This is a genomic window from uncultured Sphaerochaeta sp. (assembly GCF_963676625.2).
Taxonomy (GTDB): Bacteria; Spirochaetota; Spirochaetia; order Sphaerochaetales; family Sphaerochaetaceae; genus Sphaerochaeta.
Genome location: NZ_CAXXYB010000013.1, coordinates 18,510 through 40,614 on the forward strand (window position 1 = coordinate 18,510; position 22,105 = coordinate 40,614).

Here is a 22,105-nt window from a genome sequence, read left to right on the forward strand (position 1 = left end):
GAAATATGGAACAGACATTCTTTCATGTAGACATGGATGCCTTCTTTGCGGCAATCGAAGAACATGACAATCCTGAATACAAAGGAAAATGTCTGGTAATCGGGGGATTGGGACCTCGTAGCGTTGCTTCCACAGCATCTTATGCCGCAAGAAAATTTGGTGTGCATTCGGCGATGCCCATGGGACAGGCCTTGCGCCTCTGCCCCCAGGCAATTGTCATCCCACCAAACATGAAACGATACAGTCAAGTCAGCAAGAAAATCATGCAAATATGCAGGTCATTCTCCCCTGAGGTACAACAACTTTCCATTGACGAAGCTTTTTTGGATATGACAGGAACTCGCAGACTCTTCGGGCTCCCCCGCCAAGCCGCCCAAACCTTGAAAGCAAAAGTCCTTGAAGAAACAGGATTGACCATCTCCGTGGGAATCGGGCCCTCCAAATTCATAGCAAAAATGGCAAGTGATTATGATAAACCCGATGGACTGTGCAGAGTTTCCCAAGGAAAGGAACTTGCTTTTGTCGATGCTGTTGGTTTGAAAAAATTGTGGGGAATCGGGAAAGTAACCCAGGCTCAGCTGGACAAACACCATATAGGGACAACAGAGCAGCTCAGGCAATTTTCGCAAAACACCCTGCAATCGCTATTTGGCCAATCCATGGGCCAGTTTCTCTACAATGCCTCCAGGGGAGTAGATCCCGGGCTCTTTTCCTCAATAACAAAGAGCCATTCCATTTCCAGCGAGATGACGTTCGATGAAGATGTAACGGAGGCCTTGATCCTTGAACAATATCTCTTGCAAATGAGTCATGAAATAATGTTTCGTTCCCTTGATGAAAAACAAATGGGACGAACAATAGGCATAAAGATACGTTTCCCAGATTTTTCAACCTTTACTTGCCAGGTAACCCCAAAGGCAAATATCTACAGTGCTGAACAGGTATATGCAACAGGCAAACAACTTCTGTCTCAGAAATGGCATGAGGGTGTGCCTGTACGATTGCTCGGCATAGGGCTCTATCAGTTATATAATGGGGAAAAGCCTCTGCAAGAAGAATTATTCGACGATCCTTTCAGCAAGAAACGTGAATTGGAGAAAATCATCCTCGAAATGCATAAGAAAGGCCAGGAAGTATTCAAGGCAACGAACCTCGAGCAACACGATCTCCAAAACAAAGAGTAAGAAGACAGAAATATCCCAAAAACTTGGGATATTCTTCACGGAGAAGTACTTTTTTTGAATTGTCAGACCATGACATAAGGAAAACACCTCCCGGAGTCTGTCTTTCCCTAATAGAGGTGCTATACTATCTTTTTGATACTCCACTGTTTTGTATGGAATTTTTCAACCAATCATAGATGATGGTATCTATCAATCTTGACAGGATACGAATCTGATATATCTAAAACAAGCCTGCAAAATTCCACACAATAAGGAAACAGTTGATAAAACGACCATCCATGTCTAGAACTTTTTAAAAACCAAAAGCCAAGGCTCCACCATCTATGGGATAATCGCAGCCCGTAATATATGAGGCATTATCGGAAAGCAAGAAACTGACAAGCCCTCCGATGTGCCTGGCATTACCAAAACTATGGACGGGCATACGTGATAGAATTTTCTCTTTCCGCTGATCATCCATTACCTGTTTTGTAATTTCCGTTGGAAACCATCCAGGGGCAATGCTGTTCACCGTAATATTATCGTTTGCCCACTCAATGGCAAACCCCCTGGTCATTGAAACCACAGCCCCTTTGCTTGAACAATAAGGAACAACCTGTTCAAAACCAAGGTGGGCAGCCATGCTAGAAATATTTATTATCCTACCCTTTGCTTTTGACTGTTTGAGATATGGAAAACAAAGCACACTCAATCGGTAGGGTGCAAAGACATTCACTTGATGGACTCTTTCGAGCTCTTCGTCAGTAATCAGCTCCGCTCTACGTTTCACCGTAATCCCTGCATTGTTGACCAAAAAATCAATTCCATCCTTATCACCAATCTCAGAAATGATCCTTGACATCTCAGCCTTGTCGCAAACATCACCCTTGATATGGATAATATTCTGCGAAACATTCTCAGAGTCATCCTTTGGTTTTCCGCTCCTGCTTATTGCATAAACGGTATGCCCTTCTTCAGCCAGGAAGTTTGCAACTGCCAAGCCAATACCACTTGACGCACCAGTAATTATTCCAATCATCTTTGTTACCTTGTTATCCTTTCCATACATTCTTCCTTGAAGGCAAAACCCCAGCCAGCTCCTTCACGTTGGATTGCATAGCCATTATCAATAACCATCTTATTATCAATGATTTCATCGATCCAGTCAAAACTCTCTGCACCATAGGGATTGGAAATTGTTGCAAGCAGAGGCACATCATAATCTTTATAATAATGTGGAAGACAGGGGATCTGATAGGCATTTGCAAGAATTGCCGAATTGCGCCATTCTTCCACTCCTCCAAGGCGCAGCAAATCAGGTTGCCACAAGTCAAGGGCATTTCTCCTGATAAGCTCCTTTAACGCTTGACAGTCGTATTCCCTTTCACCCATGGCCAAACTGATTCCTGTCTTATTTCGGATAATTTCATATCCTGCGAAATCGGTATTGCTGACGGGTTCCTCAAACCAATGGATACCAAGGGGGCGTACGGTATCCGAAAGTTTGATTGCATCTCCTACATTCATCCCCTGATTGGCATCCATCATTATTTTTACACCAGAGCCCAGGACTTCCCTTACTTTATGAAGCCTCATAATGTCACGTTCCATCTCAGGGCTTCCAACCTTGACTTTCACGGCTTTGAATCCACGTGCCTTATAGCCTGTCACTTCCTCAACCAGTTCATCGTCTGTATAATTTAGCCAACCGCCACTTCCATATACAGGAATCTTCTTCCCGTTCGAACCCAGCAACTTATGGATAGGTTGTTTCATTATTTTGCCCCAGGCATCCCACATGGCAACATTCACTGCAGCCTGGGCCCATCTAAGCAAACCAACATTACCAAAGTATTCACTTTCAATCTCATAATCCTGCTTCAACTTTATAGTTTCGTTTATGGCGTAATTTCTGGAAAGAATATGTTGCCTCACATCTTTCAACGCCCCCTCTATAGCTTGGCTGGAATAGTGGAAGCTCAACAGGTAACCTTGACCAGTGACCCCATCCTGCGTAGTGATTTCTACAATATAAAATTTAATCGTTGAAATATCATGTGTTGAATCAGCGATCGGACGGCTCATTTTTGATACGGCATTATAAAGCTGTACATCTTTAATTTTTAAATTCATACTAAATTATCTCCCAACTACTTAGTAAAGTAGATTTACGAACAAGGTTGAACAGATAGGAACAAAGGTAAGAAGCAATAGACAAGCACACAGCAAGATAAAGAAAGGTATGGCTTCCTTGATAAATCCATCAATCTTGCATTCTGTGACACTGCATGTAACAAACATAAGTGTTCCCATCGGAGGTGACATAGCACCGATGGACATGTTGAAAATGAATATCATTGCAAACTGGATCTCATTTATTCCAAAAGCGGCTGCTATAGGGGCCAATAAAGGTACCAGCACTATCATGGCAGCATTACCTTCAATGAACATACCTACAAACAACAAGAAGATATTTACAATCAAAAGAAATAGATACTTATTATGCACATACGCTACAATGAGTGCAGTCAAGGCTTGGGGAGCCCTTTCCCTGGTCAGTATCCAAGCAAAGCAAGAAGCTGCCCCGACAATCATCATGATTCCTGCGGTGGTAATGACAGTATCCTTGAAGGCATTAAGGACACCTTTCCAATTCAATTCCTTGTAAGACAATCCCAACACGATGGCATATACAATAGCAACGGAACCAGCCTCAGTCGGGGTAAAAATTCCCAACCTGATACCGCCGATGATGATAATTGGCAAACATAAGGGGAAAAAAGCTTCCTTGAAAGCTGATAAAACCTCTCCCTTCGGTAACTTTTCAGTTCTGATTGGGACATAGCCTCTTTTCTTTGAAATACTGCTAACCAAAAGCATCATTGACAAACAAAGCAGAAGCCCGGGCCCAATCCCCGCAATGAACAGTTTTCCGATCGAAACATTGGCAATCGAGCCATAGAGAATCATCGCAATCCCTGGGGGAATCAAGGGAGTAATCATTGCACTTGTGGCGGTGACTACAGTGGCAAATTCCTTGGAATATCCCTGGCGTTCCATCTCGGGGCAAAGCATCTTTGCTTCCATCGCGGCGTCAGCCAAGGAAGAACCGGATAATCCACCCATCAAGGTCGAAAGCAGGACATTTACCTGAGCCAGGCCTCCGGCCATTTTTCCTGTAACTACGGTACAGAACTTCATGACGCGGCTAGTGACTCCGCTGCAATTCATAAAAACCCCTGCAGCAACAAAAAAAGGAATTGCCAATAAGGTCGTGCTCTCAATTCCTGATACGATACGCTGGGCAAAAATCAAGGAGGGAACATTAGGCGTAGCCATAAAATAGGTCATGCTCCCAAACAACACAGAAATGAATACAGGAACTTTCATGAACAGACAAACCAACATCAATAAAGAAGCAAAAAGAACTGAAATCATTTTCCGCCTCCACTCACCGTTGCATTACCAAAAAAATCTTTCCAGGTCACAATGGAATAATTTACAAGCATGAGCATAGAACAAACTGGAACAACGGAATAAATCAAAACACTGGGAATAGAAAGGACAGGTGTTGATTTGGTTGTTTCAAAGAACATCTTGACCATATCGCTACTCTTCAGCATCAGAAAAATCAGGGAAATAGCCACAACACAATAGATCAATACGGACAACACTCGTTGAACTCTTTTGGGAAACCTATCAAACACCATACTGATCTCTACATGCCCTTTTGTTCTGAAAGCAGCGCTGCTCCCGAAAAAAGCAACCCAAAGGAATAGGGAAATCTGTAATTCCTCCTGCCAGACAAAGGGATTGCTGAAGATATATCTCATCACCACACCTAAAAAAGTAATTGCTACAAGAATTCCCAAAGCAATACCTGCAATAATCACATCTAGGTTTTTTAGCACAACGCGTACTCTATAATTCATTTTGTTCACCTTTAACCAGGCTAGTCCCGAAAATTATCGGGACCAACCATTACGTAACAAGACAGCTTTAGTTGTTGATTATGGCCTTGACCTTATCATACAAACCGGGAGTCCATTTATCTGCAATTTCCGGATAGGAATAGAATTTTTCCGATGAATCCTGGAAAAGTTTCTTTTCTGCGGCAGTCGGGGTATATACGGTCACTCCCCCGGCAACGAGATTTTTCATTGCAATCTGCTCTTTTTCTGTTTGAATTGAATTGTTATACAAGCCTGCCTCATTTGCGCTGTCAACCAAGATGGTCTGCTGTTCTTTGGTCAAACCGTTGAAGAATTTGGAACCAACAACAAATGTCGTGAAATTCTTGATATGGCCATCCAAGATAAGGTATTTTGCAACTTCCTGGAATTTACCGCCATCAAGCGTGGTCAAAGGATTTTCAAGCCCATCAACGACACCCTGTTGGAGAGCAGTGTAGACTTCTCCAAGGGCAAGCGGGGTTGGCGTAGCTCCCAGACTGGCGAATCCTTTGATAAAAACCATACTGTTTGCAACCCTGATTTTCATTCCTTTCAAATCTTCAGGGGTATGAACCGGTTTCTTAGTCAAAGTATGACGGTCACCATAGATCCAATTGGAGGAGATGATCTTGAGTCCCTTTGTTTCTAGCTTCTTGCTCTGATCCGCATACCAGTCACTTTCAGTAAGTTTCCAACAATCTTCCCAGGAATTGAACAGGTAAGGCCCGAAAACAATACCAAAGTCAGGAACTCCACGTTCAGCATAAAATGCTCCATCAGCAAGGGTACAGACTGCAGATCCGGCAATCATTTGGTCAATAAGATCTGTCTTTTTTCCTAGTTGTGATGAAGGAAAAAGCTCAATCTTCATCGTTCCATTGCTTTTTTCATCAATGATCTTCTGCCATTCAATACAAGCAAGATCTACTGGTTCACCAGGGTTATTCTCATAACCAACCTGGATAACTATGGGCTTTGCAACGGCCTCTTCCTTTTCTCCGTTTCCAAAGACCATGGAAACCGATACGACAACAATGAGCAGCAAAACAATTGTTTTTTTCATACTCTTCTCCCTTATTTTTTTTCAGTCATATCTATGACTGCCTTAAACACATCACCACCAAGCTCATTCCATTGGACAAAGGCTTCCTTGCTCTCACTAAAAACGGCACGATGGGTCACCATTTTCAAGGGATCCAGCTTGCCACTCTCAATGCAGCGAATAACCTTTTCAAAATCTTGTAATTTGGCTGCCCTGCTATCAAAGAGCTCTGTCTCTCTCTTGTGGAATTGGGTACCATCCAAGGCTATAGGCTTATTGCTTATTCCTACAAAAACCATCCTTCCCCCATTAGAAAGAAAGTTCACGTCGTTTTCCATGGACCTATTGTTCCCCGTAGAGTCAATAATAACGTCTGGGCCTTCCTCTGAGGTAAGCAACAGTATCTGGCTAGCATATGCAGGATCCAGCGGATCAAGGACATGCTCAAAACCAAAAGCATCCATGGCATATCGGCGTCGAGCCTCGTTGGTATCTGATACAAGGACTGTTGCTCCATCGATTCGGGCCATAAGTGCGGCTCCTATTCCGATGGGTCCTGCCCCGACCACAAGCACTACATCACCAATCTTAATCTCACCCCTGCTTACAGCATGAGTACTGATGGCAAGAGGCTCGATAAGGGCTGCGACGTGAGAAGACATATCAGGAGCCACTTTGATAAGATGATCCAGGGGTGCAGCATAGAACTCAGCCATTGCCCCTTCCCTATGCACGCCATAGACTGACAAAGAAGAACAACAATTAGTTTTACCCTTCTTGCAAGCTTTGCAATGGCCACAACTGAGATAAGGCATAAGAATCACTTTGTCACCTATCGAAAAACTTTCGGAATTTCCATTAATTGATTCAATGATGCCACAAACCTCATGCCCCATGATTCTTGGATAAGTCAGAAGGGCATTTCCACCTTTAAATGAATGAAAATCAGAACCACATACACTAACAGAAATCACCTTGACCAAGGCCCAACCTTCTGGACAGTCTGGAATTGGAACATCTTTCATCGACAATGAATACATTTTTTCCAAAACAAGGGCTTTCATATGCACTCCTTTATTAATATATCTATTTATATATTTATTATTTTATATATTACAATTAATTATATATTTTTATTATAGTGATTATCATATTTCAATCACTTATTACCTTACCTAATATATCAGATAACAATAACCAGCGCAAGTTTTATTTTAATTAATATTTTTTAAGGTATTTTTACCAATATTTTATTGGTTTCTATGCTTTTTATAGGTATAATATATTAACTGGAGAAATTAATTATGGATAATAATTCCGTAAACCTCAAAAATGATGCTTACGAATATCTGCGAGCTTTATTGCTCGATTGCGAGATAAAGCCGGGCGAGGATATCAATGAGAAACAGATCGTTGAAAAATCTGGATTCAGCAGGACCCCAATAAGAGAGGCTCTCATATTATTACAGTCAGAGAACCTTGTTGAAGTAATCCCAAGAAAGGGAACTTATGCAAAGCGTATCGATATAAATGGAGTAATGGAATTATTTGAATTAAGAAAACTGATAGAGCCAGCTCTTGCTGTAAAATTCAGAAGCAACATGGACTTTACGCAGATGATAAAACTTGATACAGAATTGAAATATATTTGCGACAACCCCGACACTACGACTATTCAAGATTTTTATAGGACAGATATTGCCTTCCATTCATTCGTAATCAATTCAAGCAAGAACGAAAGGATTATCAAGATGTTTCTTCCTGTTATGCAAGAAGCTTATCGCATTGGAATAAATAATACCTTTACCAATACTGAACATAGCAGAAACGAAACCTATGTTGATCATCACAGGATCATTCGTTCTATTCTCTCTGAAAGTGATGCTGATATATGTAAGGCCTATTTATATCATCTGAATAATTCCATGATCTCTGCCCTGGATACAATAAAACTAACTGCCACCCGGCAAGATTGACCTAATGCCATCTGAATCACTCACTTGGTTTTCAGTAAAATATATACCGCCGGCTCTCCCCGGCGGTATATAACGTAAAAGCCTAGGCCATCAGGGTCGAGAGGGAAGCAACCGAACGAGTTCGCTTGTACAGCGGTTCCTTATCCTCGGCGTAGACGGGAAGCTGTTCCTCAATCGTCAGCTTATGCTCGGGGTTCTTGTACAGCACCCCCAAAGGGAAGGGCCCTTGTTCGAAGGCTTTCTCCAAAGCTCCCATACGGTTGCTTGCATCATATTCATCTTCCAAGACATAACTGTTATCACGATACCAGGCATAGGTATTGATTTTGTTGAAGGACACACAAGGATCAAAAATATCAACCAAAGCATACCCATCATACATAAGGGCTTCCTTGATAACTTTCTTGGTCAATTCAGCATTGCCCACAAAAGTACGAGCCACGAAGGGAGCTCCAAGAGAAATCGCAACAGCCAAAGGATTGAAAGGTTCCAGGATTACACCCTCAGGCTGGACCGGGGTCTTGAACCCTCTGGGACTAGTCGGGGAAGCTTGCCCCTGCGTCAAACCGTACACCATGTTATTATGGACCAGATGGACCAGATTTGGATTGCGCCTGATAGTATGGATAAAGTGGTTACCACCCTCCCCGTACATATCTCCATCGCCTCCTTCGGCAATTACCGTCAGTTTGGGGTTGGCAAGTTTAATAGCCGCCGCTACTGACAACCCACGACCATGCAGTCCGTTGAAGAAATTGGAATTGACATACTGGGGCATTTTTGCAGCCTGCCCTATTCCTGAGGAGATCACTAAGTTTGTCGGAGAGATATCAAGCTCCTCAAGCGACTGCTTGAGCAATTGAAGAAGACCATAGTTACCACATCCGGGACACCATGCTATATCTTTGTTTTTCGTATAATCGAATCGTGTCTGTTTCATTTCAACGCTCCTTTGATCTGTTCTGCCAATTGCTCGACAGAGAAAGCAAATCCGTTGTATTGCAAAATCCTTGCATCGAAATCAATAAGCAAATCCCTTGCAATCAATTCACCAAATTGTCCAGTCGCATTGTTTTCAACCAAAATCAAACGATTTGCCTTGGCTAAAATCTTCTTGGTTCTGGAAGGAAGAGGATAGACTTGCCTGAAATAGGCAAAGGCGATCGAATCATCCCCAAGGCTTTCCAAAGCCTCACAGATTGCTCCATGCGTAGAGCCCCAGCCAACAACAAGGGTTCGGTATTCCTTTTCACCAATAATTTCTGGCTGTATATCGTCATAGCCATCAAGCTTGCGCATCCGCTTGTCCACCATCTCAACTCGAACCTTGGCATCCTCGGTAATTCTCCCTTCCTCGGTATGCTCATCACTATCGACACATACAAGGCCTTCTCCGAAGGAGGGTACTCCTCGTGGCGAAATTCCTGAGGGAGTCAGTGCATACCGTTGATAATCCGAAGAGGTTTTCTCAAAATGCTTGGTTATCGGCAAGGTAGAAAAATCAATCTTTTCAGTTTGGCCTTCACTATCCAGGAAGTATTGATCGGTAAGAATAAAAACAGGAACCTGGAACGCATCGGCAACTTCAAAAGCCTGATGAGTCAAGCGTATTCCATCCTCAAAGGTACCAGGGGCGTAAATAACCCTGGGAAAATCCCCTTGTCCTGAATAAAGGGCAAGATTCAAATCCCCCTGCTCCGTTCGGGTAGGAAGTCCCGTGGCAGGACCGGGGCGTTGGGCAAGATGAATTACCATGGGGGACTCAATGATCCCTGTCAGGCTTACACCTTCACCCATGAGTGCAAAACCGCCACCAGAAGTAGTTACCATTGCTCTGGCTCCCGCGTACCAGGCACCCAATCCCATGTTGATGGCAGCTATCTCATCCTCTGCCTGTTCAACAACCAGCTCCTGTGATCGAGCATGACGGGAAAGATAGGCAAGAACTGCAGTCGAAGGAGACATGGGATAGGAGGCAATAAAATCACACCCCCCGGCCAATGCCCCGATTCCGACAGATTCAGAGCCTCCAAGCGAATAGAGAGCCTTGACCGATTCATCTGCCTTAAGTGCAAAAGTTTCCCCAAATGTTTTTCCAGCTTCAAGTCCCATGGCAAAAGCCTGATGGTTTTTCTCCACTACATCTTCACCTTTGGAGGAAAATTGATCAGTAATGGCTTGCAAGGCAAAAGACTCATCGCAAGAAAACAAGGCACAAAGCAAGCCGTTTACCATGTTATTGGCATAAATCTGACTTCCCAGCTTTGCCATCTGCTCTGCTATGGGAAGAGGATGTAATTTTGCCTTGGTATCACGTGAGGTAATATTTGATTCCTCCCCGATAAGGAGGGTATGTTCATCGATTCTATCCAATAACCTATCAAGGCCATCCTTGCTGAACACAAGAAGCAGGTCAATCTTTTCGACATAGGCCTGAACAGGTTTCGCACTTATGCGAATTTCGGTGGTATTGTTACCGCCGCGCACCCTGGACATGAATTCTTTCGAAAGGAATGCATGATAGCCACTTTTTTGCAATAATGTCATAAAAAGCGACTCAATCGTCTTCAATCCTTGTCCTGCCTCGCCAGAGAGGACAACGCTGTATGACTCCTTGCTCATAATTATAGCTCCTTCACTTTTTCTTTAAGATAAAGAATAAGTTACCGAAAGTATAACACAAACGTCAAATTAGATAAGCTTATCGGTAGGATATTCTATCAGAAATCTTTCCCAAACAGTCGTTGCACCACCCCAGATACAGAATAGAAGCATCCAACATCAGCCTCAAGGCAATAGTACATGCGATGGAAATTTAGACACTGAAAAATATTGTTGAGGCTATTGAGAAAGAGCCCTTTTCTCCTTGGGCTGATACTGTGCTTCCTGTCAATACAGAAAGAGAATGCTCAGATACTTTTCTTTGTAAGGGAGGCTAGTCTGATAACACAAAAAAGCATTCCCAAAACCAAGAAAAGCTGAATGGGAGTCATCCAAACAAGTCCGATTGAAGAAGCAACAAAACCAAGAAGCGCTGGCATGGCGGTGCTTCCGACATAGGCAGAGGCCATCTGCAATCCGATTATAGCCTGAGATGAGTTGGCCCCAAACCTTCTCGGGGTTTCATGAATCATACAGGGATAGATCGGGGCACATCCAAAGCCCAAAAGCAAGAGGGCATAACCACTGCTATTCGAGCCAGGGATAAAAAACAACAGGATGGCAATAAAGGCAATTGCAAGTCCACCGATGATCATTATGTCATTGGAAAGCCTGAAGGTAACAAAGCCACTTATCATTCTCCCTACGGTAATTCCCAGGTAAAACAAGGAACTCCAAAGAGCTGCTTGTTCCACTGCAACGCCTTTTACCTGTACTAGATAGGTACTTGCCCACAACCCTGTTGAGGTCTCCAAGGAACAATAAAAGAAAAAAGTAAGCAGGGCGAAGGGAACCCCTTTGATAAAAAGAGGTTTCTGAGTTTTTCCCTCATCAATGAATTCTTTTGAAACTGCCTTTTCCTTCCAAAGTGGAAGAGCTAGAAACAAGATTGCAACAAGCACGAATTGAGCGATTCCGATTGCCCTGTACCCTGTTTTATAGCCATACCCAAGAGAAAAAGCCAAGGATATGATTGCAGGGCCACCGCTGGCACCCAATCCCCAAAAACTATGCAACCAGCTCATGTGCCGTGCTTTATAGTGCAACGCAACATAATTATTCAAGGCAGAATCCACTGAACCAGCACCAAGTCCCAAAGGAATTGCCAAGGCTACAAGTGAGACAAGATTGGAAGCAAAAGAAAATCCGACCAAGGAAATGGCCGTCATCAAGACACTCACTGCCGTTACTTTGCCTGTTCCGAATTTTTTCGTAACCTTTGCACTGGCCAAAGCCGAAAATACCGTCCCTAGCGATACGACAGCAGCGATAAACCCTGCGGCCCAAAGAGGAAGGTTAAGCTGAACATGCATCACTGGCCAGGCACTGCCAAGCACCCCGTCGGGAAGACCAAGGGAAATGAAGGAAATATAGATGATTATCAAAAGAGCCATATCAGGACCTCGTAGTCAAGAAAAATACGGTCACGACCAGTGCCAAGGCAATTCTATAGAACCCAAAGATCGAAAAATCATGGTTCCTTACATACGAAACCATCGCCTTGATACAAAACAGTGAAACAATAAATGAGGTGACAAAGCCAACCGCCAGTATTGCATATTCGGCTGCAGTGAAGGCAAACCCGATCTTGAGTAACTTCAAAAGCGAAGCTCCAACCATAATCGGAATAGCCATGAAGAACGAAAATTGTGCTGCGATCGGTCTGTCAATACCACAAATTATTCCACCCAGGATAGTAGATCCCGACCGGCTGGTACCAGGAACAATGGCAAGCATTTGGAAAGCTCCCATTTTTGCCGCATCGACATAAGAAATGGCATCCAGGGATTTTACCCGAGGGGGCCTCCTCCCCCTTCCTTTCTTTTCCAAAAGGATATAGACAAGTCCATAAGAGGCCAGCGCCACAACAATTACTTGCCATTTATATAGGTAGGTATCCATATAGTCATTCAGCAAAACTCCTGCGATTCCAGCGGGAATCGTTGCTACCAGAACCTTTGCCCAAAGAATCCAAGTCTTGCGTTTCTCAATGGTATCCTTGAGTCCCGAAAAAGGATTGAGGGTTGAAAAATAGAGCAGGATTACCGCAAGTATTGAAGCTAGCTGGATGATTACCATGAACAGTTCTTTGCAAGCCGGGGAAATTTGTAATTGAACCAGCTCATCAATAAGGAGTAGATGACCCGTAGAACTTACAGGAAGCCATTCGGTAATTCCCTGAACAATACCCAACATAAGAGCTTTCAATAACTCAATCATGGCAATCCCCCAATATCCAAGTCAGTCTAAAGTAAAAAGGAAGGTAATACAAGGCTGAAAAAAGCATGGATGCAAGCTTTTCCAAGCCTTGTGTTGATTTCCTACAAGTGGTAGATTTGCTTCAGACCCAAGGAGTGATGGATGGCACTGAATATTGTATTGTTTGAACCGGAAATACCTCAGAATACAGGCAATATTGCACGTACCTGTGCGGCTATTCACGCAAACCTGCATCTGGTTCATCCGTTGGGGTACAGCCTTGACGAGAAACACCTCAAGCGGGCAGGCCTTGATTATTGGCATTTGGTTACCATAACAGAATATGAAAACGTAGCCTCTTTCATGGAACTTCATGGACAGGATAATCTCTATTTCTTCACCACCAAAGCCCGTCACTATTACACTGACGTGGAGTATCCTGACGACACCTATCTGATATTCGGGAAAGAAAGTGCAGGAATAGAGGAATCTATCCTGGTCGCTCACCCTGATACGTGTGTCAGAATACCCATGATAGCAGAGGCAAGAAGCCTGAATCTTTCCAATAGTGCAGCAATTGCCGCCTATGAATTTATGAGACAGAAGCAGTTCCCTACGTTGCAACGCACGGGAAAACTCCATACACTTTCCTGGGGGGAAGCAACATGAACAAAATTGGTATTATCGGATGTGGAAACATGGGGGGAGCAATAGCAACCGCTCTCAGTACTAAAAAGGACTGGGAAGTATCCCTATATGACAGTGATGCTGACAGGGCCACAGGCCTCGCCATTGAATTGGATTGCCTGTCAACGTCTTCCCTGGAGGAACTGCTCAAAACAAATCAGTATATTCTCTTGGCAGTAAAACCACAGGTATTACCTTCCCTGTACCCTATCCTTTCAAAAAATGCTTCCTCCAAATACTGGATCAGCATAGCAGCTGGCATTCCTCTTTCTGTACTCAGCGAAAAGCTTGGAACCCAAAACATCGTTCGGTTTATGCCCAATATTGCGGCCAAGACCAAGAAAGCGGTAACTGCGATTGCTACCTGTGTGAAGGCAGACAAGGAACTTAGTGATTCTGCAATGGAAATAGCTACTTCCTTTGGGTCTGCGTTTGCGCTCCCTGAAAGTCAATTTGCTGCCTTTATCGGCATCAGTGGATCAGCCATCGCCTATGCCTTCCAATTCTTCCATGCCTTGGCAATGGGGGGAGTCGAGGAAGGCATCCCCTATCCAACAGCCCTTGCGATAGCCCGGGATACCTGCATCAGTGCTGCTACCCTGCAACAAGAGACAGGTAAGGGAGCTGTAGAACTTGCCACAATGGTCTGTTCAGCCGGTGGAACCACAATCAAGGGTATGAAAGCCCTGGCAACCGGTGGTTTTGACGCTACGGTCATGTCGGCGGTCAGTGCGGCAGCCTCAAAATCTCGTGAACTTGAGGAACTGGCAAAAAAGAATTGAAAGACTTGATGAAGTAAAAAATATTTACACCTACGAGGAATCAGAATGATAGATTTGAAAGAACTGAAAACAAGACGTGACGAAATCGCAAAAAATATCAGCGATCGTAACATGAATGTCAATATCGATGAAATCATCGAACTTCAGGACAAACGCTCAAACCTGATGCAAGAAAGTGAAGCTTTGCGTGCCAAACGAAATGAAAATGCACAAAAAATGAAAGCCAAGCTTGACAACGAAACTCGTCAGGCTTTGATCTCTGAAGGAAAGCAAGTCAAGGAAGCAATAGCTACCCTTGAAACCCAGCTCACGGAGATTGACAAGGATTTTCAGGATAAAGCCAAAGGCATCCCCAATTATTATAATCCCAAGGCTCCAATCGGTAAGGAAGACAAAGACAGTACTGCCATCAAGTTTGTAGGCACTCCCCCGAAATTCGATTTCAAGGCCCTTGACCATGTACAACTTGGAGAAAGTCTTGATCTTATAGATTTTGATTCGGCAACGAGAGTCTCAGGACCAAAATTCTATTATCTCAAGAATCAGGCAGTGATTCTGCAGATGGCCCTTGAGCGATATGCCATGGATATAGTAATGAAGCATGGTTTTACACCTTTCATTACTCCAGATATCGCAAAGGAAGAAATTTTGAACGGAATCGGATTCAATCCGCGTGGTGCAGAGAGCAATATCTACACTGTCGAAGGAACCGGTACATGTCTAGTCGGAACTGCCGAAATTACTCTCGGAGGTTATTACGCTAACCAAATTCTTGAAAAAAACCAACTTCCCATCAAGATGACAGGCCTCTCCCATTGTTTCCGCCGTGAAGCAGGTGGAGCCGGACAGTACTCAAAAGGATTGTACCGTGTACACCAATTCTCGAAACTCGAGATGTTCATCTATTGTCTGCCTGAAGATTCTGATTCCTACCATGAACAATTACTGGCCATCGAGGAAGAAATCTTCAGCGGTCTTGGCCTTGCCTACCGCATCGTCGACACCTGCACCGGAGACCTAGGGGCTCCTGCGTACCGCAAATTTGACATCGAAGCCTGGATGCCCGGTCGTGGGGATGCAGGGGAATATGGAGAAGTGACCTCGACAAGCAACTGCACCGATTACCAAGCCAGAAGTCTTGGTATCAAATACCGTGACGATGAAGGAAAACTCCAGTTCGTTCATATGCTGAACGGAACTGCCGTTGCCCTTAGCCGTGCAATGGTCGCTGTATTGGAAAATTATCAAAATGCAGATGGATCAATCAAGATTCCTGAAGCATTGATCCCCCTTACAGGTTTCACTGTGATACCTGCAAAACACTAAGGAGATTTTAATGCAAACCACTAGTGCTCTGACAACGGATTTTTATGAGCTGACCATGATGCAAGGGTATTTCTCGAACAGCCTGAACCCGCAGGTGGTCTTTGATATGTTTTACAGGACGAATCCGTTTGAAGGTGGATATGCCATTTTTGCGGGCCTCAATGAGTTCATTGATAAATTGGAAACTTTTTCATTCAGTTCCGACGATATTGCCTATCTAAAAGGTCTCAATCAATTTACTGACGGATTTCTCGATTATCTATCCGGTTTTCATTTCAGTGGTGAAATTTATGCCATGGACGAAGGTTCGGTTGTATTTCCTGGAGAACCCTTGGTACGAGTGCACAGTACGCTTATGGAAGCTCAATTGATTGAAGGATTTCTCTTGAACAATCTTAACTTCCAAAGCCTCATAGCCACGAAAGCCTCTCGTATGGCCCTCGCTTCAAACAGAGGGCTCCTTATGGAATTCGGCCTTCGCCGGGCACAGGGAGAGGACGGGGCCCTCAGTGCTTCCAGGGCATCCTATATTGGAGGATCCCAGGTAACCAGCAATACCTTGGCAGGCAAGATCTATGGAATTCCTGTCGCCGGTACCATGGCTCATTCCTGGATTATGGCTTATAACAGTGAACTGGATTCATTCAGGGCATTTGCAAAAATGTATCCGGATAATGCTGTCCTGCTCATCGATACCTTTGATACTCTTGGCTCTGGAATAGACAATGCCATCATTATTGGACTTGAACAGAAAAAAATTGGCAAGAAAATCGGTGTCAGGATAGATAGTGGCGACCTTTCCTATCTTCCTCGAGTCATTCGAAAGAAACTTGACGATGCAGGCTTGCAAGATGCATCCATCTGCGTATCCAATGACCTGACAGAAGAAATTGTACAGACGCTGGTTCATGACGAAGTACCTATCGATAGCTGGGGAATCGGAACGCATCTGGTAACCGGAGGTAAGCAATCTTCCCTCAACGGTGTTTATAAACTGGCCGCCAAGGCTGGAAAAGATGGAATCATAATTCCAACCATGAAAATATCCAACAGCTTCGAAAAAACCACAAACCCCGGAATCAAACAAGTTTGGCGTTTCTTTGACAAGGAGGGGGGAGCTTTATCCGACCTGGTTACCCTGGATAGTGAAAATGTGATAGTCGGGAAAAACTATACCTTCTACCATCCTTTTGCTGAGGCCGATTTCTTTGAAATGCATAAGGAAGATTTTGCGACGGTGGTTCCCCTGCTTACCTTGAAAATGGAAAAAGGAAAACGGGTTGGGGAAAAGCCCGCCCTCAAGGATGTAAGGAAAAACGCAGAACAGGGACTCAATTCCTTCCATAAAAGTTACCTGAGGCAAATCAATCCTCATATTTACAAGGTAAGTCTTTCTGCAAAGCTAAAGAAACTAAAGATGTCCCTTTTGGTAGCCCAAAGACGAAAGGCAAAGGAAGAAGAGGAAAGCTCTTCCCTTTAAGTAAAAAACGGAGGACTGTGATCAGTTCTCCGTTTTTTTTAGTTCTATTATCAGTAACTGGCAACTCTTTGTCAGAGACGGGAAACCATGAACCTGAGAACTGTCTTTAATTTTGCCGGTTCGGTTTTTTTGGGATCGGAAAGGTATATTTCCCTATGTTCATTGTTTCTACGAACTATCTGGTTTTGCTGGCAAAATTGTTCCATTTCATCGAAGGAACGAATTTCTTCACTGTAGGGGCCAATATGTAACATTGTAACACAGAGCCCCTCCTCAAGAATTGCAAAGCGGGCAAGTCCAGCAGGAAGTTTTTTCTTGAAGCAACATTGTTCCTGTACCATGGAAAAAATTTCATTGTTTGCAAACTCGGGTTGGCTAATCATACTGGACCATTTCCAAAGGGAGCGATTTTCTTCCTGCCAGGAGGTCCAGACCCCTTCCAAAGGACCAACGACAAATGGTCGATACCAACGCTCCTCTTTATAAACCATTTTTAGGGTATAGCTGAGGCTATAAAGGATTTCCACTGATTGCACATATTCCTCCCCTCCCGGTTCTCCCTGTCCATCCATAATAAAATATGGTTGAGGAGGAACAGTAACCAAGGCAGGTTCCGTCCCAGGCCGATAGAGTTTAGGAAAAGCTTTCTTGATATCAAAGGATCCTTTCATCACCTGCTCCTAAAGGCATTGGATAATTGACTGGACAATCGCTTCCGCTACAGAATGCCTCCACTGCGGGGAAACAATATTTCGTGCTTCTTTTTCATTGGAGAGAAAACCTACCTCGACGAGAACTGCGGGAACCCGGGAATCGTTGAGCACATACACATCCTGTTCCTTGACACCTCTGTCCTTGGAAGTAATGAGTTTCTGGCTCAACACCTCTTCAAAAGTCTTGGCTACGACAAGATTCCTATTATTCAAGAGACGATTGAGTTGAATGGAGGAAAACGGAGACAACAAACTGATGTTTTCCTTGGGAGTTTCACTATTGAGCAACGAGACTGTCTTGTCTTGCTTCTTTGTCAGGACTTCGAAACCACAGGCAGCGTCGCTTGAAGAACTATTAGTATGGATTGATACGAATAAGGCACTGGTTTTTGAAACCAAGGGAAAGCTATAGGCAACCTTGCATCGTTGCGCAAGACTTACAAATGTATCATCATCCCTTGTCATGACAACTTGGAGGTCAGGCCGCACTACTGAAAGAAGTGAGTACACTCGTTTGGCGATATCCAAGTTTATATCCCGCTCATAGATGGTGCCTCCTGCAAATACCCAGGCAGCAGAGGTTCCTGGGTCATGACCTCCATGTCCTGCATCAAGGATTACAAGCGAGACCGGGTAACTATAGGGGTTATCCGAGGCATACAGCAAAGAACCAAAAACGAAGAGGGTCATGATAATGAGCAGCTTGACTCCCCCCCTCACGGCTTCTCTCCCTGAGGATAGACCCATTGCTCACAAAGCGTAGGAAAATCAGTTTTCTGCAACCAAATCATACGTTTCTTGACATCTTCCCTATATACACTCTTATCAAAAAAGCCTTTATACCTATGGGCAATGTTCTTTCCCTTAATTTGGCTCACGGATAAAGCCTTAGTATAACAACGTAAAAAGCCTTCGGTTTCAGTCCTATCTTCAATAACCGATTCACGCTCGGAAAACTGGACCATCAAGGCGGAGGAAATCTGAATTGAATACCCATAGAGATAACAGCGGATACCCCAGTCCAGGGCCTGCCAATATTCACTATGAATTTGTTCATCAAATCCACGCATTCGTTGAAATAAAGCCCTGTCATAAAAACCAATGGACATTACAGGATAGAGGGTATCGAGACTCCCTGTCCCGTCAAACAGTGGGAAATAGGAAATTGGTTCAATTTTCCTCCCATTCATATGAGGGGCCCTGACACAAGGAACTACCTCTTTATTCGCATTTGCAATTACAGCTGCCAAAGTTGCAGGATGTTCCGGTTTTACCATCAAGGATAATAACGCATTGCCATCAAAGCGAACAAGAAGCTGATCACTACGAACAATCAGGAAAAAATTCGTATGGCATTCATTTGCCACGGCATTGATGCGTTCACCCGAAAAGGTCATCGAGGTAAAGACCAAAAAGGTCACTTCACTATAGGCTTCCTGCATCGCGTTCACGTCGATGCGATCTTCCTGGGTAACCACATGAACGCTGCAATTCATTTCTGCAAGATACCAATCCAAGGCCTCATTCAACTGTTGGGGGCTACCAGTATCAAGAATGCCGACTGCAAGCTGTTCAGTGCAATGCAATTGGGTAATCCTTGATCCAAGATCCCTTCGCCTTCGATAAATCCTATAGTTATTCAGCATTATCCAAAAACACCAAATCCTCCGGACGGAAAATTACGTCCTTATGCCCTGAACCAAGTATTGCCTCGATATCAGTGCTGTTATGCCCAGCCAGAAGTGCAATATCAGTACTATTGTAGTAGGGTACAGCCTTTGCAAAGGGAGCTCCATCCTGAGTGCAAACCTGGACAACATCACCTTCCCCAAAAACTCCGCTGACTTTTACAATTCCCTTAGGTAACAAGCTCTTATGCGCATATAAAGCTTTCTTGGCCCCATCATCCACCAAGATCGAACCAAGATGTGAATTATTCAGAATCCAACGTTCCCGTTGTCCAAGCCGCTTAAGGGGATGAATATAACTCCCGAAATTCTCGCCTTCCAAAAGACGAACCAAGCTATCCTTTTCATACCCACTGGCAATTATGGATCCACAACCGCCTACGGAGGCAATTTTTGCTGCCAACAACTTGGTCTTCATACCTCCCGTGGAAAAAGTACTCCCGGCTCCCCCTGCATATGAAAAGATCTCTTCATCGAGTAATTCTATTTCACTGAGCAGTTTTGCATCAGGATTTTTCTTTGGATCAGCGGTATATACTCCGGAAATATCCGTGAGAATAACCAAAAGGTCTGCATCCACCTTGCTAGCCACCATGGCACTCATCCTGTCATTGTCACCAAAAGCAGAACCGATTTCAGCGGTACTGACAACATCGTTTTCATTGAAAATCGGAACGACTCCCAATTCCAGCAATGTTGAGATACTGTTTCTCAGATTTACATAGGTATGGCGGTTGTTCAGATCCTTTCGGGTAAGCAATATCTGGGAACAGACAAGACCATGTTTCTTGAAGGCCTTTCGATAACTGCTCATCAATATGGGTTGCCCGATGGAAGCACAAGCTTGGCGCATCGCCACCTGTTTGACGGCATCCTTGAGATGCAGCTCCTTGGCCCCCATCCCTATTGCCCCGGAAGAAACCAATAGTACTTGAAACTTATTTTTCATCAAGGCAGCAATCTGTTTTACGATATCTTCAATACATTGTTCGTCTATGCCCTCAGAGGTTGAAAGTAAGTTGGTGCCAACCTTCACGACAACTCGTTGGACATGAGAAAAATCCCTGGTCATTTTGCATTCTCTCCTTTATCCAAGTCAATATGGAGGAAAGGTTTTGCATGAGGGCCGCTATACGAGGAGACGACTTGTCCGTTACCCTGTAAAAGCCATTTACTGCTCATCAACCCAGAAAGTCCAACGGGGCCCCTGGCATGAATCTTGGCAGTACTTATACCCACTTCCGCACCAAGACCGAACCGAAAACCATCGGAAAATCTGGTGGAACAATTGACAAACACATCTGCAGAATCGACCTCAAGCTGGAATTCCTTCGCCACGGTCTTGTTTTCCGTGATGATTGCATCGGTGTGATGAGAACCATGTTCAGCAATGTGGTCCAAGGCTTCACGAAAGCTCTCGACCACCTTTATATTCATTTCCAATGCCAAATATTCCTTGTCGTAATCTCCTTGGGCATACGCAATGCAATCTATGAGGGACTGGGTAAAAGAATCTCCATGCAGGATTACCTTCTTTTCTTCCATTTTTTTTGCAACCAAAGGAATGAAAGTAGCTGCCACTTGCTTATGGACAAGAAGTGTCTCAATGGAATTGCAAGCTGCCGGATATTGGGTCTTGGCATCAAAGGCACAATCTACGGCCATTGCAAGATCAGCATCCTTGTCAACATACATATGGCAAATTCCGGCTGCGTGTCCCAATACCGGTATGGAAGTATGTTCCATGACGTATCGGACAAAAGCATTGGAACCCCTGGGAATAAGAAGATCAATCTGTCCGTTCATTCCAAGCATGGTATCCACTTCGCTATGGCTGGTAAGCAACAACAACCAATCCTTGCCCAAAGGGGATGAAAGCGCACTCTTCTGTATTGAGGCAGCAAGAGCAACATTTGTATGCACCGCCTCCTTTCCACCTTTAAGGATGATTCCATTACCACTCTTGAGACAAAGACTCACAATCTGCACCAAGGCATCGGGTCGAGCCTCAAAAATCATTCCGATGACCCCTATAGGAAAACTCACTTTTTCCAGAAGCAGGGAGGTATCAAGCAAACGACGTTCCAGGATTTTTCCGATGGGATCCTCCAACGCAGCTACCTGTTTGAGGCCCTCAATGACGCCATTTCGCTTCTCCTCGTCAAACACCAGACGCTTCACCAAGGCTTCTTGCTGGCCTTCTTTTCTGGCAATCTCAAGATCGAGCAGATTGGCTTGGGAAATATCAGACCAATCATTGAGCAATCCTTGGGCAATAGCAAGCAATAAGCTATCACGTTGTTCCCTTGAACTTTTACAAAGGCGTGTAGAACTTTGTTTTAATATATATATAGAATCCTGAACGATATGGTCTTCCATTGTGTGGCCCCTTCACGTTTTGTATATACAGTACCCTGAATAAGGGAAGGTATCAA

Annotated in this window: 21 protein-coding genes; 6 read left to right on the forward strand and 15 right to left on the reverse strand. The window is 44.1% G+C overall.

Going from position 1 to position 22,105, the window contains the following annotated elements:
• Positions 1-5 precede the first annotated feature (5 nt).
• The gene (gene dinB, locus ACHZBG_RS16505) at positions 6-1,184 is read left to right on the forward strand and encodes a DNA polymerase IV (protein WP_320130560.1); all 1,179 of its coding nucleotides are present in this window, start codon (positions 6-8) and stop codon (positions 1,182-1,184) included.
• A gap of 292 nt (positions 1,185-1,476) precedes the next feature.
• On the opposite strand, the gene ACHZBG_RS16510 is transcribed toward dinB, so the two are convergent.
• The 6 genes from ACHZBG_RS16510 to ACHZBG_RS16535 all read right to left on the reverse strand — a co-directional run bounded on the left by ACHZBG_RS16510 (position 1,477) and on the right by ACHZBG_RS16535 (position 7,222).
• Complete coding sequence (locus tag ACHZBG_RS16510) at positions 1,477-2,202, reverse strand: SDR family oxidoreductase (protein WP_320130561.1); 726 nt, start codon at positions 2,200-2,202, stop codon at positions 1,477-1,479.
• 5 nt (positions 2,203-2,207) lie between these two features.
• Positions 2,208-3,296, reverse strand: coding sequence for a mandelate racemase/muconate lactonizing enzyme family protein (locus tag ACHZBG_RS16515; protein WP_320130562.1), 1,089 nt, complete (start codon positions 3,294-3,296; stop codon positions 2,208-2,210).
• A 21-nt stretch (positions 3,297-3,317) separates the two neighbouring features.
• Complete coding sequence (locus tag ACHZBG_RS16520) at positions 3,318-4,601, reverse strand: TRAP transporter large permease (RefSeq protein ID WP_320130563.1); 1,284 nt, start codon at positions 4,599-4,601, stop codon at positions 3,318-3,320.
• Positions 4,598-5,095, reverse strand: a complete 498-nt coding sequence (locus tag ACHZBG_RS16525; protein WP_320130564.1) for a TRAP transporter small permease — start codon at positions 5,093-5,095, stop codon at positions 4,598-4,600. The genes ACHZBG_RS16520 and ACHZBG_RS16525 overlap by 4 nt, the downstream gene beginning before the upstream one ends.
• A 67-nt stretch (positions 5,096-5,162) precedes the next feature.
• A complete protein-coding gene (locus tag ACHZBG_RS16530; protein ID WP_320130565.1) occupies positions 5,163-6,179 on the reverse strand; it encodes a C4-dicarboxylate TRAP transporter substrate-binding protein in 1,017 nt (338 codons plus the stop codon).
• Positions 6,180-6,190: 11 nt separating this feature from the next.
• A complete protein-coding gene (locus ACHZBG_RS16535) occupies positions 6,191-7,222 on the reverse strand; it encodes a zinc-binding alcohol dehydrogenase family protein (protein ID WP_320130566.1) in 1,032 nt (343 codons plus the stop codon).
• Between the two features lie 240 nt (positions 7,223-7,462).
• On the opposite strand from ACHZBG_RS16535, the gene ACHZBG_RS16540 reads away from it, so the two are divergent.
• Positions 7,463-8,134: a GntR family transcriptional regulator gene (locus ACHZBG_RS16540; RefSeq protein ID WP_320130567.1), complete on the forward strand. Its 672-nt coding sequence runs from the start codon at positions 7,463-7,465 to the stop codon at positions 8,132-8,134.
• Positions 8,135-8,216: 82 nt separating this feature from the next.
• Here ACHZBG_RS16540 and ACHZBG_RS16545 read toward each other — a convergent pair whose 3' ends face one another.
• From ACHZBG_RS16545 to ACHZBG_RS16560, 4 genes are all read right to left on the reverse strand, one after another.
• Positions 8,217-9,074, reverse strand: coding sequence for a thiamine pyrophosphate-dependent enzyme (locus ACHZBG_RS16545; protein WP_320130568.1), 858 nt, complete (start codon positions 9,072-9,074; stop codon positions 8,217-8,219).
• Complete coding sequence (locus ACHZBG_RS16550; RefSeq protein WP_320130569.1) at positions 9,071-10,756, reverse strand: 2-oxoacid:acceptor oxidoreductase subunit alpha; 1,686 nt, start codon at positions 10,754-10,756, stop codon at positions 9,071-9,073. The genes ACHZBG_RS16545 and ACHZBG_RS16550 overlap by 4 nt, the downstream gene beginning before the upstream one ends.
• 287 nt (positions 10,757-11,043) lie before the next feature.
• Complete coding sequence (locus ACHZBG_RS16555; RefSeq protein WP_320130570.1) at positions 11,044-12,189, reverse strand: MFS transporter; 1,146 nt, start codon at positions 12,187-12,189, stop codon at positions 11,044-11,046.
• 1 nt (position 12,190) lies between these two features.
• Positions 12,191-13,015: an undecaprenyl-diphosphate phosphatase gene (locus ACHZBG_RS16560; protein WP_320130571.1), complete on the reverse strand. Its 825-nt coding sequence runs from the start codon at positions 13,013-13,015 to the stop codon at positions 12,191-12,193.
• A gap of 141 nt (positions 13,016-13,156) precedes the next feature.
• Here ACHZBG_RS16560 and ACHZBG_RS16565 point away from each other — a divergent pair, with 141 nt between their 5' ends.
• The 4 genes from ACHZBG_RS16565 to ACHZBG_RS16580 are packed head-to-tail and all read left to right on the forward strand — an operon-like array spanning position 13,157 to position 17,269.
• Positions 13,157-13,663, forward strand: coding sequence for a tRNA (cytidine(34)-2'-O)-methyltransferase (locus tag ACHZBG_RS16565; protein WP_320130572.1), 507 nt, complete (start codon positions 13,157-13,159; stop codon positions 13,661-13,663).
• Positions 13,660-14,463, forward strand: a complete 804-nt coding sequence (gene proC, locus ACHZBG_RS16570; protein ID WP_320130573.1) for a pyrroline-5-carboxylate reductase — start codon at positions 13,660-13,662, stop codon at positions 14,461-14,463. The genes ACHZBG_RS16565 and proC overlap by 4 nt, the downstream gene beginning before the upstream one ends.
• A 45-nt stretch (positions 14,464-14,508) precedes the next feature.
• Positions 14,509-15,789: a serine--tRNA ligase gene (gene serS, locus ACHZBG_RS16575; RefSeq protein WP_320130574.1), complete on the forward strand. Its 1,281-nt coding sequence runs from the start codon at positions 14,509-14,511 to the stop codon at positions 15,787-15,789.
• 10 nt (positions 15,790-15,799) lie between these two features.
• The gene (locus ACHZBG_RS16580; RefSeq protein WP_320130575.1) at positions 15,800-17,269 is read left to right on the forward strand and encodes a nicotinate phosphoribosyltransferase; all 1,470 of its coding nucleotides are present in this window, start codon (positions 15,800-15,802) and stop codon (positions 17,267-17,269) included.
• 71 nt (positions 17,270-17,340) lie between these two features.
• On the opposite strand, the gene ACHZBG_RS16585 is transcribed toward ACHZBG_RS16580, so the two are convergent.
• From ACHZBG_RS16585 to ACHZBG_RS16605, 5 genes are read right to left on the reverse strand one after another with little or no spacing between them, the layout of a single operon-like run.
• Positions 17,341-17,940, reverse strand: a complete 600-nt coding sequence (locus ACHZBG_RS16585) for a GyrI-like domain-containing protein (RefSeq protein WP_320130576.1) — start codon at positions 17,938-17,940, stop codon at positions 17,341-17,343.
• Between the two features lie 9 nt (positions 17,941-17,949).
• Positions 17,950-18,729 (reverse strand): N-acetylmuramoyl-L-alanine amidase, encoded by a 780-nt coding sequence (locus ACHZBG_RS16590; RefSeq protein WP_320130577.1) that lies wholly within the window; start codon positions 18,727-18,729, stop codon positions 17,950-17,952.
• On the reverse strand, positions 18,699-19,628 hold the full coding sequence (locus ACHZBG_RS16595) for a hypothetical protein (RefSeq protein ID WP_320130578.1): 930 nt from the start codon (positions 19,626-19,628) through the stop codon (positions 18,699-18,701). The genes ACHZBG_RS16590 and ACHZBG_RS16595 overlap by 31 nt, the downstream gene beginning before the upstream one ends.
• The gene (gene proB / locus ACHZBG_RS16600) at positions 19,618-20,742 is read right to left on the reverse strand and encodes a glutamate 5-kinase (protein WP_320130579.1); all 1,125 of its coding nucleotides are present in this window, start codon (positions 20,740-20,742) and stop codon (positions 19,618-19,620) included. Before proB ends, ACHZBG_RS16595 begins: the two co-directional genes overlap by 11 nt.
• The gene (locus tag ACHZBG_RS16605) at positions 20,739-22,049 is read right to left on the reverse strand and encodes a glutamate-5-semialdehyde dehydrogenase (RefSeq protein WP_320130580.1); all 1,311 of its coding nucleotides are present in this window, start codon (positions 22,047-22,049) and stop codon (positions 20,739-20,741) included. Before ACHZBG_RS16605 ends, proB begins: the two co-directional genes overlap by 4 nt.
• Between the last annotated feature and the right edge of the window lie 56 nt (positions 22,050-22,105).